This is a genomic window from Streptomyces sp. NPDC043176, from assembly GCF_056436715.1.
On record NZ_JBWKCA010000037.1, the window covers coordinates 1 to 17879 of the forward strand.

At 69.6% G+C, this 17879-nt stretch carries 10 protein-coding genes and 1 pseudogene; 8 read left to right on the top strand and 3 right to left on the bottom strand.

Annotation, left to right across the window (positions count from 1 at the left end; translation table 11 throughout):
• On the top strand, window positions 1-864 hold an 864-nt coding region (locus AC067A_RS35345; RefSeq protein ID WP_479247421.1), incomplete at its 5' end, for an IS701 family transposase.
• A gap of 411 nt (window positions 865-1275) precedes the next feature.
• Complete coding sequence (locus AC067A_RS35350; RefSeq protein WP_479247422.1) at window positions 1276-2691, top strand: peptidase C39 family protein; 1416 nt, start codon at window positions 1276-1278, stop codon at window positions 2689-2691.
• A gap of 900 nt (window positions 2692-3591) precedes the next feature.
• On the opposite strand, the gene AC067A_RS35355 is transcribed toward AC067A_RS35350, so the two are convergent.
• Entirely contained in the window at window positions 3592-3888 is a 297-nt protein-coding gene (locus AC067A_RS35355; protein ID WP_479247424.1) for a hypothetical protein, read from the bottom strand.
• A complete protein-coding gene (locus AC067A_RS35360; protein WP_479247425.1) occupies window positions 3885-10367 on the bottom strand; it encodes an RHS repeat domain-containing protein in 6483 nt (2160 codons plus the stop codon). The genes AC067A_RS35355 and AC067A_RS35360 overlap by 4 nt, the downstream gene beginning before the upstream one ends.
• Window positions 10368-10746: 379 nt before the next feature.
• Between AC067A_RS35360 and AC067A_RS35365 the strand changes: the two genes are divergently transcribed.
• Window positions 10747-11811 carry a phage baseplate protein gene (locus AC067A_RS35365; protein ID WP_479247427.1) on the top strand — a complete coding sequence of 355 codons (1065 nt, stop codon included), beginning with the start codon at window positions 10747-10749 and terminating at the stop codon, window positions 11809-11811.
• 860 nt (window positions 11812-12671) lie between these two features.
• Here AC067A_RS35365 and AC067A_RS35370 read toward each other — a convergent pair.
• Window positions 12672-12842 (bottom strand): helix-turn-helix domain-containing protein, encoded by a 171-nt coding sequence (locus tag AC067A_RS35370; protein ID WP_479247428.1) that lies wholly within the window; start codon window positions 12840-12842, stop codon window positions 12672-12674.
• A 263-nt stretch (window positions 12843-13105) separates the two neighbouring features.
• Between AC067A_RS35370 and AC067A_RS35375 the strand changes: the two are divergent.
• The 5 genes and pseudogenes from AC067A_RS35375 to AC067A_RS35395 form a co-directional block, all read left to right on the top strand.
• Window positions 13106-13246: pseudogene (locus tag AC067A_RS35375) on the top strand (peptidase C39 family protein); the annotation flags it as partial.
• A 75-nt stretch (window positions 13247-13321) separates the two neighbouring features.
• On the top strand, window positions 13322-13468 hold the full coding sequence (locus tag AC067A_RS35380) for an SCO1431 family membrane protein (protein ID WP_479247430.1): 147 nt from the start codon (window positions 13322-13324) through the stop codon (window positions 13466-13468).
• 205 nt (window positions 13469-13673) lie between these two features.
• Window positions 13674-14861 carry an acyl-CoA dehydrogenase family protein gene (locus AC067A_RS35385; protein WP_479247431.1) on the top strand — a complete coding sequence of 396 codons (1188 nt, stop codon included), beginning with the start codon at window positions 13674-13676 and terminating at the stop codon, window positions 14859-14861.
• Between the two features lie 782 nt (window positions 14862-15643).
• The gene (locus tag AC067A_RS35390) at window positions 15644-16780 is read left to right on the top strand and encodes an Rv3169 family protein (RefSeq protein WP_479247432.1); all 1137 of its coding nucleotides are present in this window, start codon (window positions 15644-15646) and stop codon (window positions 16778-16780) included.
• Between the two features lie 10 nt (window positions 16781-16790).
• Window positions 16791-17879: a phosphotransferase family protein gene (locus AC067A_RS35395; protein WP_479247433.1), complete on the top strand. Its 1089-nt coding sequence runs from the start codon at window positions 16791-16793 to the stop codon at window positions 17877-17879.

Sequence of the window (17879 nt, forward strand, 5' to 3'; positions counted from 1 at the left end):
AACAGCTCGGCATCCGTCAGCCTCGGCGGACGGCCTGTCCGCCGCGTTCCTGCCAGAGAGTCATCGATCTTCACGTACAGTGCAGTCGCGAGGGTTTCGAGATCTGTCGTCACAAACGGATCAACGAGACCCTCGTTTCATGCGCCCGAAGACTTCGGACTTACTCGTCTAGGCCTGCTGGACCGGCTGGCCGCACAGGCCCTGGTGGTGCCGGTGATTGTGGCGGACGCCGGATATGGCCGCAGCGTCTGCTTCCGGCTCGCGCTGGAACAGCGCGGCTGGTCCTACGTCATGGCAGTCGACCTCAAGGAGGTCGCCCGCCCGGCAGAGGCCGAGCCGTTCCAGCCGGCCTACGGCGGTCTGGGACCGCCCGCGCTGCCCCGCTACCGCGAGCCGGCCCGGGCCCTGACCACATTCGTCACTGCGGCCACCGCCTTCGAACAGGTCACCTGGCGGCAGGGCAGCAAGGGTCGGATGACCTCGCGTTTCGCCGTGATCGAAGTCCGGCCGTCGGGGAAGGAAGCCTGCCGCACCGTCCAGGAACAGGCCGGAGGCCGCAGCCGCTGGAACGGTGTCCTGCCGCTGCGGACCCTGCTCGTCGAACAGCCCGAAGACGCTGATGAGCCGACCGGCTACTGGATGACCAACCTGCCCCCCACCACCCCGGTCACCGATCTGGTGAGGTGGGCGAAGATGCGCTGGCGCATCGAACACGACTACCGCGAACTCAAGCACGGCCTGGGCCTGGACCACTTCGAAGGCCGCACCTGGCGCGGCTGGCACCACCACGTCACCCTCGTCACCGCCGCCCAGACCTTCCTCACCCTGCGACGGCTCGACCCAAAAGCACACACGCCGGCCTGACCCTCTACCAGGTCCTCGACACCCTCCAGGACCTCCTGCGGTGCTGGACCGGCACCTGCACCACCTGCCGCCGGCCCCTACCCCGCAACAGAACCAGACGAAGAACCTAACGAAGCACTACTAGGGGGTGTCTTGTCGATCGGCCCGGCATGATCGGCAAGACGCCCCCTGGGCGAGCGGACGACCCCCGCAGGTCAGAGAGGTGCCACCGTCAGTGGTCGAGACCAATATTGGTTCGCGCGACGCGGGTCGAAGTGCTGGCGACGCCCCGCCCGAGCCGGGATAGTGGGCCGCCCGGCAGCTCCGTGCACCGCGGACGCCCGGCCCCGCCCGCAGCTCCGTATGCCCCGAACGTCCGGCCCCGCCCGGCAGCTCCGTACGCTCACCGTTCTCGACTGGGGGTCACCGCTCATGACCAGTTCCACCCCGCGCAGAACCGTCCTCGCCGCGGCTCTCGCGGCCGCCGCGGGAACGGTCGCGGCCGCCGCGCCGGCCGCCGCCTCCGACGGGTCCACGGCCGTCGGCACGGACACGGCACCGGCCGGCACCGAGACCGCGCCGGCCGGCACGGACGGCAGGGGCCACGGCCCGGAGGCCGGGATCGTCGACAACCGCTTCTGGTCCTCCTACACGGACTGGCGGTGCGGCGCCGCCGCCGGCACGAGGGCGGTCGCCGGCCGCCGCCCCGGCCTGGTCCTCGTCACCCCGGCCGGGCGGGTGGAGCACACCGACCCGCACACGGGACGGACCGCCCCGTGGGAGTACGCGACCTGGACCTCCCCCGTCCACTTCTCGGCCGTGCCCGCCACCGAGGTCATCGCCTCCTGGAACGCCCACACGCCGCCCGGCACCTGGCTCCAGGTCGAGCTGTCGGGCGCGTACTCCGACGGGACGGCGACCCCGTGGTACGTACTGGGCCGCTGGGCATCGGGCGACGACGACATCCGGCGCACGTCGGTCGACGACCAGACGGACGGCAAGAGCACCGTGTGGACCGACACGTTCGCGATCGACGACACGACGAGCGGCCTCCGGCTGCTCTCGTACCGCCTCCGTCTGACGCTGTACCGCACGCCGGGCAGCGATCTCACCCCGACGGTGTGGCGGATCGGCGCGATGGCCTCGGACGTCCCCGACCGCTTCACCGTGCCGGCCTCCCCGCCCTGCCTCTCCCGCGAGCTGATCGTGCCGCGCTACTCGCAGAACACCCACGTCGGGCAGTACCCCGAGTACGACAACGGCGGCGAGGCGTGGTGCAGCCCGACGTCCTCCCAGATGATCGTCGAGTACTGGGGCCGCCGCCCCTCCGCCGAGGAACTGGCCTGGGTCGATCCGGCCTTCGCCGACCCCCAGGTCTGCCACGCGGCCCGCTTCACCTACGACCACCAGTACCAGGGCTGCGGCAACTGGCCCTTCAACGCCGCCTACGCCGCCACCTACCCCGACATGAACGCCGTCGTCACCCGCCTCCGCTCCCTCACCGAACTCGAATCCCTCATCCGCGCCGGCATCCCGGCCATAACGTCCCAGTCCTTCCGCAAGGAAGAACTCACCGGCGCCGGCTACGGCACCTCCGGCCACCTCATGACCGTCATCGGCTTCACCCCCGACGGCGACGTCATCGCCAACGACCCCGCATCCCCCAGCAACCCCGCCGTCCGCCGCGTCTACCCCCGCCGCGAATGGGAGAACATCTGGTTGAGGACAAAACGGTACGACGCAAACGGCAAGGTCAGGGGCGGCACGGGCGGTATCTGCTACATCTTCTGGCCGGTCAGGTCAGCACCAAGTCAGCACCGCGCACTGCAGGCGCTCGGCCTGGCGTGAGCATGTGCGGCCCCACGGCCGTCTCGACGACATGACGGCAGCGCTCCTGGCGGTTGCCGGCAGCCGTAGTACGCCGTTGGTGTCCTGGACGAGCGTGTCCCCCGCGAGATGTGTCGATGCCGAGCAGACGCCCACGTCGGACCACCGCCCGCGAAAACCCCTGCACGCCTGGTCCGGGCGGAGGTCAGTTCTGGTCGGGGGCTGTCTTCGGCGCGCAGAACAAGGCACCGACGGCGGCGGCGAGCACGATGACGGTGACCGGCGAGGAGAGAGGCGGACAGGCCGTCCATGAAGGCGGATTCGACTCCATCGGCGAGGGCCTTGCCCTGGGCGCCGCCGGGGCGGTCGGCGGCGAGGCCGGCGGCCGCGGAGTCGTATTGCGGCACCGTCGGCACCGCTGCCATCACCGGCTCCCTCGGACGGGCCAGCAGGGCGTCGCCTCGCGCGCCTCGGTCGCTTCCGGACTTTGGCGACGACGTGTCCCGCTGGGCGGAAGATCGCGCGTCCTCCACGATCCGGAACTCGCTCCGCCTGGCCCACCGGCGTGCATGGCCACCCGCGGCGCCACCGTCAGCGGGTGTCTCTACCCAGGTATCGAGGTACTGCCCCGTTCGTGCTGTACGGCACGGACCGCATGACCCCGAGGAGTACCCGTACCGACTGGGCCACCAGCGCCTCATGATGAGCCCCTCCTGCCCATGTCCGAGTGCTCGCCGTACTTGGCGCGGCACGATCGACGCCTACGGCTCCGGGATCATTCACGCATGCGCTGAATGACTGAGCCTCTTTCACCCTCCAGCACAGGATGAAAGAGGCTCACTGCCCACCATTACCTCGAAACGTGAGGTGGTCCGCCGATTTCTCGGCGGACCACCTCACGTGATGTCGGGAGCGAATCCCCTAGCGGTCTGCTTCGTCCCAGAAGGGGCGCCCCACTCTGACGCGGATCTGCCGGTCCCGATCCACGTGGCTCACCACGACGCCGTCGACGGTGTCCCCCACCTGCGGCAGCGGGGCGGGCTCACCGCTCGCGTCGCGGACGTTGAACGAGGCGATGTCCATGAACACGGTGATTCCGGGTACATCCGCTACGGCGAGGAGGATGCCGAAGGGGTGCTTCGACGCGACGGTTCCGTGGACGCGTGAGCCCACGGGGTAGGTGGTCTTGGCTCGGGACCAGGACGGGTTGTCGCTCACTTATGCCACTTTCTCGGGTACTTGTTGAGCTGGCTCACTACGGTATTGGGTATCTCCAGTTGAGTCAGAGGGCCACCTTCGTACGGTTGCTCGTATTTCTCGAACTTCGCCTTGTAGTCCGCGACGGGGATCCTGATCTCGATGACGCCTTGCTTGTAGTAAGGTGCGTATTTCTCCTCCGCGAGCTTCCGTTCCTTGGCGAAATAGGCCATGCCGTTCGGGAACTGTCCGGGCGTACCGGGGAAGTCTTCCTCGTGGTAGCCGTTTTCGTCCTGGTACTTGCCCAAACCTGTCCCGGGTGCCTTGAAGATCGAAACCGTCTCTTCGGAGTCGTCGTCCCGGTCCTTCTTGTTCTTCCTGGACTTGTCCTTCTTGCTCGATGGCGAGTCGCCGTCCGTGTACTCGCCGTCCTTGACCTTCGCGGCCACGGTCAGGGCCACCGTGACGCAGGCGAAGAAGGCGGACCCGTTGTCGCACTTCTCCCACTCGTCCGCCACCTCGAGCTTCTGGGCGAGCCACTCGAAGGCGTCGGGGATGGGGTCGAAGGGGGGCAGGTTCTCGTTCAGGTAGTTGTCTACGTTGGAGCCGTACTCGGTGAAGCCCTGCGAGGAGCAACCCGGCAACCCGCACCGGTAGTCGGCTGCTGCCGAGTTGTCATTGGTGGTGGTCGGGGCGGGCGAGAGGTCGCCCGGACCGCATTCGTCCCAGCCGTCGCTGCACTGCGTGCCGTCGGGGTTGAGGCGGATGAGGCCGCTGGGGTCGCTGTAGACGACCGGGTTGTTGCCCGAGTACGAATAGGCGTTGAGGTTCTGGGGCTCGTACGGCGTGGCCAGCGGGTCCGCGCTGATGAACCGGCCCAGTGCCGCGTCGTACATGCGGGCGCCCAGGATGGACAGCCCGGCGGTGTCGTCCTCGGGCTTGCCGAGGAAGCCGCGGTCACTGCCGGCGGGCAGCGCCGTGGCACCGCGCTGGGCACCGAAGGGCAGGTGGCGGCGGCGCGACGAAGTGCCCGTCGCCGTGTCGACAGTCAGCTGGGTCGACGCCTGGTCGTCGGACATGATCCAGCTCAGCTTGCTGATGCTTGAGTCCACCGCCGTGCGCGTGGCGACGACCGTGGTGCCGACGCTGTAGAACCGCGTGGCCTTCGGGGTGGCGCCGGCGCTCCGGTGCACCTCGTGGCCCGCGAGGTACAGGACGTTCTCGGCCGCGGACTTGCGGATCAGCAGCTGGCCGCTGGCGTCGTAGACATACCCGGTGTCACCGCCGGGCGTTCCGGTGACGCGGGTGACCTGGTGCAGGGCGTTCCACGCGAAGACCGTCGGCGTCGTCGCACCGGCGAGGGTACGGGTCGTCAGCTGACCGGCGTCGTCGTAGAAGTAGCTGTCCGTACCGGTCGGGGTCTTCACCGTGGACACCGCGTGCGGCCGTGTCGCGCCGGCGGTGTACGTCGACTGGTCGACGGAGTAGCCGGGGTAGACGTAGTCGCGAATGCTGCTGCCGGTCGCCGTCGTGCTGGTGACCTTCTGCAGGTTGCCGATGCCGTCGTAGGTGTAGTCGAGTTGGTAGGGATCCTTGCCGGTGGCCAGGTCGGGGGCGAAGGGGCCGGCGCAGCCGGTCGTCGCCGCCGAGGTCCAGGCCCGGGTCAGGCGGCTCAGCTCGTCGTAGGTGTAGCACTGGTGCTGGCCGGTGACACGGTCGGCCAGATCGATGGTCCGGCCGGCGTTGTCGCGGAGGTAGTCGTCGTTCTGGACGGTGCCCTTCGTGCTGGTGGTCGTGGAGATGTTCTTCAGCCAGCCGGTGCCGGCCGTGTCGTCGTAGGCGTAGCTGCGGCGGGCGGTTGTGCCGGTCGTGCCGTACGACCGCCCGGTCAGCCGGCCGAGACCGTCGAACTCGGTGGAGTCGACGTAGACCGTGTTGTTGAGGCTGCTGGTCAGCTTCTCCAGGTTGCCGAGGCTGTCGAACACCGTGGTGACGGTTTCCTGCGGCAGGGAGCCGACGGCCGGGTACGTCACGCTGGTCTGCTGACCGGCCGCGTTGAAGGTGCTGCCCGTCTTGTAGGTGCCCTCAAGTCCGCTGCCGTCGGTTGGGACCGTCGTCTGCGTCTCCGTGGCGTTGCCGTCGACGTCGTAGGAGTTGACGGCGGTGGTGTACGCGTAGCCTCCCGCGTACGAGATGGAAGAGGCGGGCTTCCCGATGCCGCCCGGCGCCGTGTCGTAGTTGTTGCGGACCAGCACGGACGAACCGTTCTGCACGGTCAGCGGTCGGTTCAGGGCGTCGTACGTGTACGACAGGACGGTGCCGTTGCCGTCCGTGGTCGTGTCGATGTTGCCGTTTGCGTCGTACGTGATGGTGCTGACTTCGCGGGGATCGGTGTCGAGATCCTTGCCGCCGGTGCGCTCGCCGAGCCAGTTGTAGGTGTAGGTGGTGACATTGCCCTTCGAGTCGGTGATCTTCGACAACTGGCCCTTGCGGGTGTAGTCGTAGGAGGTCGTGTACGTGGACGGGCCGAACTCGACGACCTTCGAGACCTGGCCGAACACGTCGTAGTAGGTGTTCCTGCGCTCGTCGGCGGGAGGCACCGTCGTGACGTAGTCGCCGCTGTAGGTGATGCGGGTCTGGCCCTGCGTCTGGGCCTCGCCGTTCACCAGAATCCGCGACTCGGTGGTGCGGCCGGCGAAGTCGATGACCAGATCGGTGTACGAGGGCAGGTCGGCCACGGCCGGCAGGACCATGCCGGAGCCGGCGGCGTTCGCGTTGTAGAAGGCGGCGCTGGTGCCGGTGACGTTGCCGGAGGTGTCGTAGCGAGTCGAGACGACGGTACGCCCGGTACCGGTCGGGGACGGAGTCTGGGCCTCACGCGTGCGGCCCAGGCCGTCGACGTACTCGTACGAGGTCGCGGTCTTCCCGCCCGACTCCAGGAGGGTCCTCGTCGTGGTCTTCGGCGCGACCGTCGTCACCAGGTCGGGGACGCCGGCGCTGTTGTCCGCCACGGCGACCGTATAGTCGTAGGCGATGGACGGCGTGCCACCGGGGTACGCCGCGATCTGCGAGGGCTTGAAGACCTGCGAGACCCGGCCCACCGAGTCGTGCACGATCCTGGTCGTCCGACCGTTGGCGTCCTGGATCCGGTACGGGCCGCCCCACAGGCGCGAGTACCAGGTGGTGCTGGACTGCGGGCCGGGGCCCGCGGTGGTGCCGTCCGGATCGGGACTGGTGACCTTGACGCCGTTCACCGGCCAGGACGTCGCCGGCTGGTACGTGGTCGTGGTGGTCTTCTGCTTGCCGTCGGTGGACGTGATCTGACGGCCCGCGCCGTCGTACGACGCCTTCGTGTAGCGGTAGTTGGTGGCGTCGGAGTACTGGCGGACCTCCGTGACGTTGCCTTCGACCGGCTTGTTGGCCGTGACCGAGGTGGCGTCGTCGTACAGCGTGACAGTGTAGGCGTCCTGGTTGGCCGCCGCGCGGGCCGCGCAGTCCGCGGCGTAGTGCCGGGTCTCGTCGGGCAGGACCATCCAGCGCTGGACCTGGGAATTGGGGAAGTAGTCGGTGTTGTAGGCGCGACCGTAGGTGGTGCAGCGGTTGTCGTCGGTGGCGGACAACCCCCAGTCGTTGGTGCGCAGCGGCAGGCCGTACTTGGTGCTGGCCGCTTCCGTCGTCTCGTACTCGTCCTTGACGACGTGCTCGCGCCAGCCGGAGGAGGTCAGCTCCTGCGTGGTGGTCTTCGAGTCGCGCACGAAGCGGGCGTCCGGCAGACCTTCATACTGAGCCGTGTTGTAGACCCAGTACTCGTGCCAGACGCGCTTGTGGGACTGGCCGGAGCCGTCGCGGTTGCTGGACTCCAGGACCTTGCCGTTCAGCCAGGCCGAGTCGGTGACGGGTGGGCGGCCGCTGTCGCCGTCGTCGATGGTGACACTGCGCTTGGCGGCCGGGTCGGTCTTGGAGGTGCGGTCACCGTCCATGCCGCGGTAGAGCCAGTGGTAGGTGGAGGCCGCGTTCGTCTTGGTGCCGGTGTGCACCTCGACCTGCTGGTAGCCACGCCACTCGGTCCAGGATTCGTCCTCGTCCTTGGTCAGCGGATCGTTCGGGAAGGCCCAGGCCGGCTTGCCCACATAGTCGTACGTGGTCGTCATCACGGGGTCGCCGTCGTTGCCGGGTCCCGCGCCGGGGCCCGGGTCGACGCTGACCTTCGCGACGACGTACTTCTTGAACCAGCCGGTCTTCTCCGTGGTGGAGCCCTCCGGCACCCAGCGCTGCTTGAAGCACGCCTGCGTGTTGTTCGACTCTGTCGGCGGGTTGTCGATGTCGCAGGCGTCCTGGGCGTCGTAGGCGCGGTAGGTGACGTTGGTGAACGCGCCGAGATCGCCGTGGATCTGGGTAACCCGGCGGAAGTTGAGGACGTCACCGCCGAGCTGGTTGTCCCGCCACTCGCCGTTGATGTTGATCGTCGGCAGGGTGATGTCGGGGCCGTCTCCGTAGCCCTTGCGCTGGACGTAGTCGAGCCAGAGGTTGGCGTCGACCACGCCGTCGGGGTTCGGCAGCCCGTACTTCATCTGGTACTGCATCGCCGGGTCCCACGGCGAGGAATCGTTGTTCCGGACGAAGGTCTTGACGTCCCACAGCATCTGCTTGGCGAAGAAGGTGGGGGAGTAGGTCTCACCGGTGATCGTGCGGCAGCCGTTGTCGGCGTTGGTACCGTCGCAGATCAGGTCCGTGGGGACGTCCGGATAGGAGTCCGGGTTGGTGGAGATGGCCGGACACGCTTCAGGTTCCTTCGACAGCGGGTCCGTGTCCGACATGCGCTCCACACAGCGGCCCACGTACCGCAAGTCGACCTTGGTGGGCAGCTGCGCGCCGGGGATCTGGGAGGCCCAGCCGTACTCGATGCGGACCGGGTAGGCGGCGGAGTCGTACGAGCGGGCCTGGTCGGTCAGCAGCACCGAGCGGTAGTGGTTCTGCTCCTTCTCGTAGAAGTAGGCGTTCTCCACCTCGTTGGCGTCGACGACGCGGTCGAGCTGCCAGCGGTAGGCCTGCTGGGAGACTCCGACGCCGCCGTTGTAGCCGGGCTCACCCGCATTGTTGCCGAAGACCGGGACGGTCAGCACGGAGTTGGTGGCGCCGCTTGTGCGCTCGGAGCGGCCCCAGCCGAAGTAGTAGCGCATGCCGTTCTGGGTGGAGATGACCCAGTACTCGTCGTCCGAGCCGTGACCACCCGTCAGATGCTGGACACGCCAGCCCGGGTCGTCCTGTACATGGTAGGAGCCGGTGCCGTTGCCGTCCTGGACCAACGTCGACGTGACGTCGTTGAAATTCATGACGTACATCGCGCCGTCGGGCTCGAGCGTGGAGTTCGGTGAGTCCCAGCACAGGTCGCCGACCCATCCCGTACCGGTGCCGTCGTCCTGGCAGCTCCGGTAGCGGCGCTCGATGAAGCCGATACCGCTCAGGTCCCAGCCCAGACCCGCCCAGTTGGCCTGGGTGTTCTGGGAGGAGGTCATGGCGTCCACGGACTGCGAGTTGTACGACAGCGACAGCGAGGGCGCCTGGCCCATCGGCGGCTTGGGCACCTGGATGGGCAGGTCGTATGTGAACGCGCCCGAGCCCATGGAGACGCTCCACGAGCCGGACGGCTTCAGGGAGGAGGCGCGGTAGTCACCGGCGTCCGACGACGAACCCGACGCCACCGCGTACACCGTCTCGGAGGAGGCGGTGGCGGCGAAGGTACGGGAGGAGTCGAAGGTCGACAGCGACGAGCCGTCCGGGCCGATCAGGGAGGCGCGGGCGTTGGGGTCGCCGTCCGCCTGTACGGTCGCCGTGATCGTGTTGGTTGCGATGTCGTTGGTGATCGGCACCGACCTGGGGTGGTCCGCCGAACAGCCCTTGACCTCGGGCGTGGTCAGCGCGCATGCGGGCAGCGCGACGAGCCGCAGCCGGGAGGCGAAGTCACCGCCGTGGGCGTACTTGAAGTCGGAGTAGTCGATCGAGATGCGTACCGGGCCGGGGGTGCCGGTGCCGTCGCGCCGGGTGACCTGGACGCCGACGCCCGCGCTGCCCGTCTTCGCCAGCTGTGCGCGGTCGAGGACCTTGACGTCGACATCGCCGGGCACGCGGGCGGAGGACGAGCGGGACAGACCGACCGCTGATGCCGGGGCCGGGCTGACCCGTACGGTCGGCTTGCCTCCGCCGGCCGGAACCACCGGAGCCGACGCGCCTGCCGTCAAGCCGGTCAGGGACACCCGGGCCCGCGCCGCCTTGGGCCACTTCGGGCGGTCCGCCTTGGTCCGCGTCGGCTCCGCGGCCTCGTCCTTCGGTATGTCACCCGCCCGCTGAGCGGGGACGTTCGCGGGCGGTGCCGGCTTCGCCGCGGACGCCGATGACACCGCGGCCGTAGCCTCGGCCACCGGGGCCGCTATCAATGAGGCCGCCATGGCCATGGCCAGCGCCCACGGCGTGGCCTTCCCGAGTCTGCGCGTGCGTTGCACGGACCAACCCCAAACAGAGAAAGCCGGGACTCCGTCCCGGCACAACAGCAGATCCAACTGGTCGTGACCGGTGCGGCGCGACGAGGTGACGGCCATTCATCATCCAGACCAGAAGCGCACAATAAGCGACACGGTTGCGGGCCGAACAGCCCCGCAAATCGGATGAGGAACCGGAATTACCGCTTCATGGTCACGTCATGCCGTGACCTCGATCACTTTTGGCGCGAACGTGCAACCATGCGCTGACCTGGCACGACACGCGCTGGTGCGAGGGACTGCAGGAATGGTTCAATCCGGCGTCACACACAGCACGCACGTCGCAGCACGCATGGCACCGCGCACATGCCACAGCGCGCATAAGAGAAAGGTCCCCAGTCAGATGAAGGGCGAGACGTCCGGCCCCAGCCGACGCCAGATACTCCGATGGGCCGGAGGGCTGACGGCCGCCGCCCTCACGGGCCCCCTGGTCCTCACCCAGGCCGGCACCGCGTCCGCGGCCGTGCCCGGCTCCAAGCGCTTCGACCTCACTGACGGCTCCGACGAGTGGTTCCGCGAGATCCTCCTCAGCGAGACCCGCATCCTGCAGTCCTTCGCCTTCGACAACACCAACAAGCACCTGTACACGGCCCAGTTGGTGCAGGCCGGCCGCACGCTCCCCGGCGAGACTCGCGCCTACACCGGCACCGAGCGGTCCAGCAACGGCGACCTGTGTGTCACCCGCCTGGATTGGGGCGGCAACATCATCGGCTGCATGTACCTGAGAGGCTTCGGCCACGGTGTCTCCATCGGAGTCGAGCCCTCCGGCAACAGCGCCTACCTGTGGACCGAGACCGACTCCGTGCCCGACGGCACCAACACGGGCTTCGGCACGAAGGTCGCACGCTTCAAGTTCGCCAACGGGGCCGTGCTGCAGCCCGATTCGTACCAGGTCACGCGTTTCGACCCGGCACCCGGATCGACCAACAACACCGTCGCCATCGACCCGGTCAACAACCGCCTGGTGCACCGGCACCGGATCAGCGGCGCGTTCAAGTACAGCCTGTACGACCTCGCCACCTTCAAGGCGGGCACCTTCACCCCGCTGGCCACCATCAGCCAGCCGTCCGAGCTGACTGGCCCCACCTTCCAGGGCTACACCAGCATGGGCCAGTACCTGTACACCCTCGACGGCACCGCGTACTCCTACGACACCAACGGCAACCGTACGAGCGAGGTCAACAGCTACGTGACCTCCATTGACTGGAACACCGGCCTCGTCGTCGAGCGCCGCCTCACCAAGGCCGGCGAGAGCCTCTTCTACCGAGAGCCGGAAGGCCTGGCCGTCCAGATCCCCGACATCGCCACCCCTTCCGCCGCCCGCCTCCACATCGGCCTCGGCTCCGAGGAATCCCTCACTCAGACTGACAAGAAGGCGAGCTTCTACTACAAGGACCTGCTGGTCTGAGGCCCCTGACCGGGATGGGCCCGCGGCCGAGGCGCGCATGTCCACCCTGCGCGAGCGAGCAGAACCGCTGGATGACCCTGCACTGCGCAGGGCGGGCGGGGGCGCTCGCCCGAGTGTGCCGGAGCACAGTGCGAGGGGGATTGACGGAGAGGTTCGTTCCGCGTTTCCAGGGCCGCACATGGGGCAGCGGGATGCCGGTGCTGCACGTCTACGTGCTCCCCGCCCCGAGGTCGACGATGAGCGGCTGTCACTCGGGCGGGCCTGTGTGCTGCTGGTGGAGGAGTACCCGGTCGATCCTCAGCTCCCGGGCACCGGAGCCGCCGCGGGGCTGCTGAACATGACGGTGGGCATGCCGGCGGACGCCCCGGCCAGCGAGTACGACCAGCCGACGCTCCGGCAGCACGGCGAGGCCCTAGAGTCGGAGCTCGCCGCATCGAGCCATTCACAACTGAGGCGGCTTGCCCCCCAGTGGGCAAGGGCCGAGGCCAGCACCGTAAGCCGACCTCGGCAGAAGATTGACAGCCCCGCGCCCCGGTGTCAGTGCGTCAGTAGGCAGTCGCTACGTGATGAAGTCGATGTCCTCCGAGGTGGGCCTGCCCATGGGTGGGGACAAAGCGCGCTCATCAGCCTCTGAGACGGCCTCCTCGAAGGCTGGCCGGTCGGCGCATGGGGTGGCCTGACCGCCTGCAGATGCGAGGGGCGGCAGGGAGATCCCAGGGACTTTTCGCCAGGTGAGCAGGGAAGGCCCTGACGGCACTGGAAGATAGAAACGTTCTGGGCAGGGCCTATTTCGCCGGCGCTCGATGATGTTCACCGCGAGACCGCCGCGCACGGTTTCCTTGCACTTCGCCTTCATACGATCATTCGGCATCGCTCTTCCAGTCATTGGGAATCTCTGCCGGAGCGAACCGAAGCTGTTGGCCTACGCGAAAGCTCGGCAGTTCCTTCTTGAGGTGGCTCTCGTACACCCAAGAAGTCGGCTTGCCGAGATATTCGGCAAGCGTCTTGACGTCCCACATCGGCTCACGCATAACCATTCCTATGCTTGCTTCGGCTGCTCGCGAGGACGGTAGTGAGTAAAGGTGGCCGCACCAACTGAGTGGTGGCCTGGCCGGCGACGAGGGGCACGGAGTCAGCACCGATCCAGCACGACGCACCCGAACGGACCGGAACGGACGCCAGCACCAAGCCAGCACCAGTACATCTGCGCTCGATTAGCCTCGCGCGGCCCGTGCCTCTGACCTGCATGTTTGTGCAGGAGAGTGCCGCGTGGTAAGCGGCGCCCTCCCATTTGGAGAACATCTGGCTCCGCACCAAGCGGTACAACGTGAGCGGCAAAGTGGTCTCCGGCACAGGAGGGGTCTGCTACCTGTACTTCCCCGATCGGCCCTCGCCCGCTCAGCGCAAGGCTCTCGCGGCCCTCGGGATCTGCTGAGGGGGTGCGGCGGCCGCGGGGGACGTGACCGACGTCTCTACCCCGGGGCCGCCCCCGTGACGCAAGGTGGTCCGCATGACCTCCACCACCGATGCCCGATTCCTCCTCCGCGCCCGGACGGGCGGGCCCCGCGACGACGGCCCGAAGATCCTGGAGCACGTCCTCGGCTGGACGCTGGTCGTCCTGCTCGCCGTGCTCGTCACGAGGGCGGGCCTCATGTGAGGCGGGGGAACGGCCGGCCGTCGCGAGGGGCGGTGCCGCGCGCCGCCAGCCCGGCCTGATCGCCCTGGGTCGGACTGTTTCCGGTGGCGGCCGTGTGATTCGGCGGTGACGGCGTGAGGCCGGGGCGACGAACGGGCATACTCCCCGCGATTCCGGCACCCCGCGCGCGCGTACCGCGCGCCACGGCAGGGAGGAGCGCCCGGCCATGTCCGAGAGCACGGCGGACGGCGTGGAACGCCGATTGCCCAGCGGCGAGGCGCGGGAGCTGCTCGCCCTGGTGCGCGACATCACCCGCAGGGAGATCGCTCCGCACGCCGCGGAGGAGGAGGCCGCCGGGCACTTCCCCCGCGAGTTGTTCGCGCTGCTCTCCCGGTCGGGCCTGCTCGGGCTGCCGTACGACCCGGAGTACGGCGGGGGCGGTCAGCCGTACGAGGTCTACCTCCAGGTCCTGGAGGAGCTCGCCGCGGCCCGGCTCACCGTCGGCCTCGGCGTCAGCGTCCACACGCTCTCCTGCCACGCCCTCGCCGGCTACGGCACCGACGAGCAGCGGGCCGCGCACCTGCCCGCGATGCTGGGGGGCGGCCTCCTGGGCGCGTACTGCCTCTCCGAACCCTCCGCCGGATCGGACGCGGCGGCGCTGCGCACCCGGGCTGTCCGGGAGGGGGGCCGGGAACCGGGCGGCGACTGGGTGATCGAGGGCACCAAGGCGTGGATCACCCACGGCGGGGTCGCGGACTTCTGCACGGTGATGGCCCGGACCGGGGGGCCCGGCGCGCGGGGCATCACCGCGTTCCTGGTGCCGGGGGACGCGCCCGGGCTGACGGCCGCGCCGCCCGAACGGAAGATGGGCATGAAGGGCTCGCCCACGGCCCAGCTCCACTTCGACGGGGTGCGGGTGGCGGACGCACGGCGGATCGGGCGGGAGGGCCAGGGGTTCGCGATCGCGCTCGACGCCCTGGACTCCGGGCGGCTGGGCATCGCCGCCTGTGCGGTGGGGCTCGGCCAGGCGGCCTTGGACGAGGCCGTCGCGTACGCGGGGGAGCGGCGCCAGTTCGGGCGGCCGATCGCCGACTTCCAAGGGCTGCGCTTCCTGCTCGCCGACATGGCGACCCGGGTCGAGGCGGGCCGGGCGCTGTACCTGGAGGCGGCGCGGCGCTGGGACGAGGGCCGGCCCTTCGGCCGGCAAGCGGCGATGGCCAAGCTGTTCTGTACGGACGCCGCCATGCAGGTCACGACGGACGCGGTGCAGGTGCTCGGCGGGTACGGCTACACGGCGGACTTCCCCGTGGAGCGCTACCTGCGCGAGGCCAAGATGCTGCAGATCGTCGAGGGGACCAATCAGATCCAGCGGGTGGTCATCGCACGCCACCTGGTCGGACCAGAGTCCCGCTGACACGGACGGTGCGGTCGGCCCAGACCGGCCCGGCCGCGAGCCTGATCCACTCCTGGTCGTGACGGCCCGGGAGGGTGCGGCCGTGGCTGGCCCAGAGCGACAGCACGGCCTGGTAGATGGGCGGGTCGGCGGGGACCGGTGTGGGCACCGAGATCTGGGTCTGTGCGGGTACGGGGACCGGTGTGGGCACCGAGACCTGCGTCTGCGCGGGTACGGGGACCGGTGTGGGTGCCGGCAGGGGGTCGGGCGCCGGAGCCGGCATCGGTACGGCCGCCGGCGCCCCCGGCACGAGGGTCGGCGTCGGGAGGCCGGGCGCGGCCGGCGGGAGGGGCGCGGACCGGGTCGGCGGAAGGGGCGCGGACCGGGTCCGGGACAGCGGGGTCGGCGCGGCCGGCGGGAGGGGCGCGGACCGGCCCCGGGAGAAGGAGGTGGACCGGGCCGGGGGCAGGGGCGGCGGCGCGGCCGGCGGAAGGGGTGCGGGCGAGGCCGAGGGGAGGGGCGCGGGCCCGGCGGGGGGAAGGGGAGCGCCCGCGGCCTGGGGCGAGTGAGGAACCGATTCTTCACCGCGCGGTTCGGCCTGCCGGTGCCGACCGAAACCGCTGGGAGTCGTGTACAGCGTGGTCATGCCGGGACCAACGCGTTCCGGCGGCGGGGGTCACCGCCGAAGGGATTCGAGAGGCAGTTCGCCGGGTACCCGGTGCACGGCTCTGGCCCCTCGTCCCGCAGCTGACGTACCGTCAGATCTTCTCGCGGAAGCGCGCTCGCAGACCAGGAGGTCAGCCATGTCCGTGCACCGGCACGCCGACGACCGGCCCGTCGCCCTCGACGAGTACCCCGTGCACCAGGCACCGCTCTCGATGAAGCACCACGTCAGCGGCGACCGCAACGCCTACGACCGGTGCATCTTCCACGTCTTCGACCACCAGGGCCGCGCCCTGCTGATCGCCGGACTCGGCGTCTATCCCAACACCGGGGTCGTCGACGCGTACGCCACCCTGCGCACCGGCGACCGGCTGCACGCGGTCCGCGCCTCCGACGCCCTCGGCGACGACCGGATGAACCTGTCCGTCGGCCCGTTGACCATCACCGTCGACGAACCGCTCAAGCGGCTCTCGCTGCGGTGCGAGGCCGACCCCGAGGACCCCGACGGGCTCGCCTTCGACCTCACCTGGACCGGGGACTTCCCCGCCGTGTGGGAGCCCCACCACACCCAGCGCCACGGCGGGCGGCTCACCCTCGAAGGCCGCCGCTTCGTCCAGGCCGGACACTGCGCGGGCACGATCAGGGCCGGAGGGGAGGAGTTCACGGTCACCGCGGGGGAGTGGACCGGCACCCGTGACCGCAGTTGGGGCGTGCGGCCGCTCCCCGGGGAGGAGCCCGGCCGCGCCGTCGAGTTCCGCCCCGACGGGTTCCACTGGCTCTGGATCCCGATGCGGTTCGAGGACCGGTTCGTCATGGTCGTCGCGCAGGAGGACGCCGACGGCTACCGCACCCTCAACGAGGCCCTGCTCGTACGGAACGGCCGCCGGGACACCCAGCTCGGCTGGCCCCGCACCGACATCACGTACCGCCCCGGCACCCGGCACCCCGAACGGGCCGTCGTCCACCTCGCCGACCCCGCCGGGAAGCCCCTGGAGATCGGCGTGGAGATCCTCGCCTCCTCCCCGCTCGCCGTCGGCGCCGGATACCCGCCCGCCACCGACTGGCAGCACGGCAGCTGGCAGGGCAGGGGCTGGAGCGACCGGCGCGTCTACGACCTCTCGGACCCCGCCGCCCACCCCACGGCCGCGTACGGCGTCACCGACCACGCGGCCCGCTTCACCCTCGACGGGCACACCGGCTACGGCATCTTCGAGCACGGCTCCTTCGGTCGCCACGACCCCAGCGGTTTCGCCGACCACACGTCAACAGCGCGCTGAGGAGTGTCACGTGACCACGCCACGCCCCCGTACCAGCACCCGCGACCCCGAGGAGCTCGGCCGCCGGCTCACCGCCTGGCTGGATCGGCACCTGCCCGGGGCGGCGGTCTCCGGCCTCGCCGTTCCCGGTTCCAACGGCATGTCGAGCGAGACCCTGCTGTTCGACCTCGACCACCCGGACGCGCCCGTGCGCGGGTGCGCCCTGCGGCTGGCCGCCGACCCCGCCGCGTACACCGTCTTCCCCGTGTACGACATGGCCCGTCAGCACCGGGTCATGAGGCTGGTCGGCGAGCACACCGACGTCCCCGTGCCGCGCGTGCTCTGGCTGGAAGAAGACCCGGAACCGCTCGGCGCCCCCTTCTTCGTGATGGCCCGCGCCGAGGGCAGGGTGCCGCCGGACGTCATGCCCTACACCTACGAGGGGAACTGGCTGCACGCCGCCGACGACGCCGAACGCGCCCTGCTCGAAGCGGAATCCGTCTCCGTACTCGCCCGGCTGCACGACCAGTTCCCGGTGAAGGAGGCCGAGTTCCTGCTGGGGGAGAGCGCCGGGAGCCCGCTGCGCCGCCATGTGGACGCCCAACGCGCCTACTACGCCTGGGTGGTGGAGGGACTCGCCCCGTCACCGCTCATCGAGTCGGCGTTCGACTGGCTGGAGGCGCACTGGCCGGCCGACGAGGGCGACGCCGTCCTCGGCTGGGGCGACGCGCGGATCGGGAACATCGTCTACGACGGGTTCATCCCCGCGGCCGTCCTCGACTGGGAGATGGCGGCCTGCGTGCCCCGCGAGGTCGACCTCGGCTGGGCGATCTACCTGCACCGCTTCTTCCAGGACCTCACCGTCGGCTTCGGCCAGCCCGGGCTGCCGGAATTCCTGAAGCGCGACGCGGTGGAGCGGCGCTACGCGGAACTGACCGGACACACCCCGCGGGACATGGAGTTCCACACCCTGTACGCGGCGCTGCGGCACGCGATCGTGATGCTCAGGATCGCGTACCGACAGGCCCACTTCGGCGAGGTCGAGGTCCCCTCGGACCCGGACGGGCTGATCCTGCACCACGCCACGCTCGCGGCGATGGTGCGGGGCGACTACTGGTAG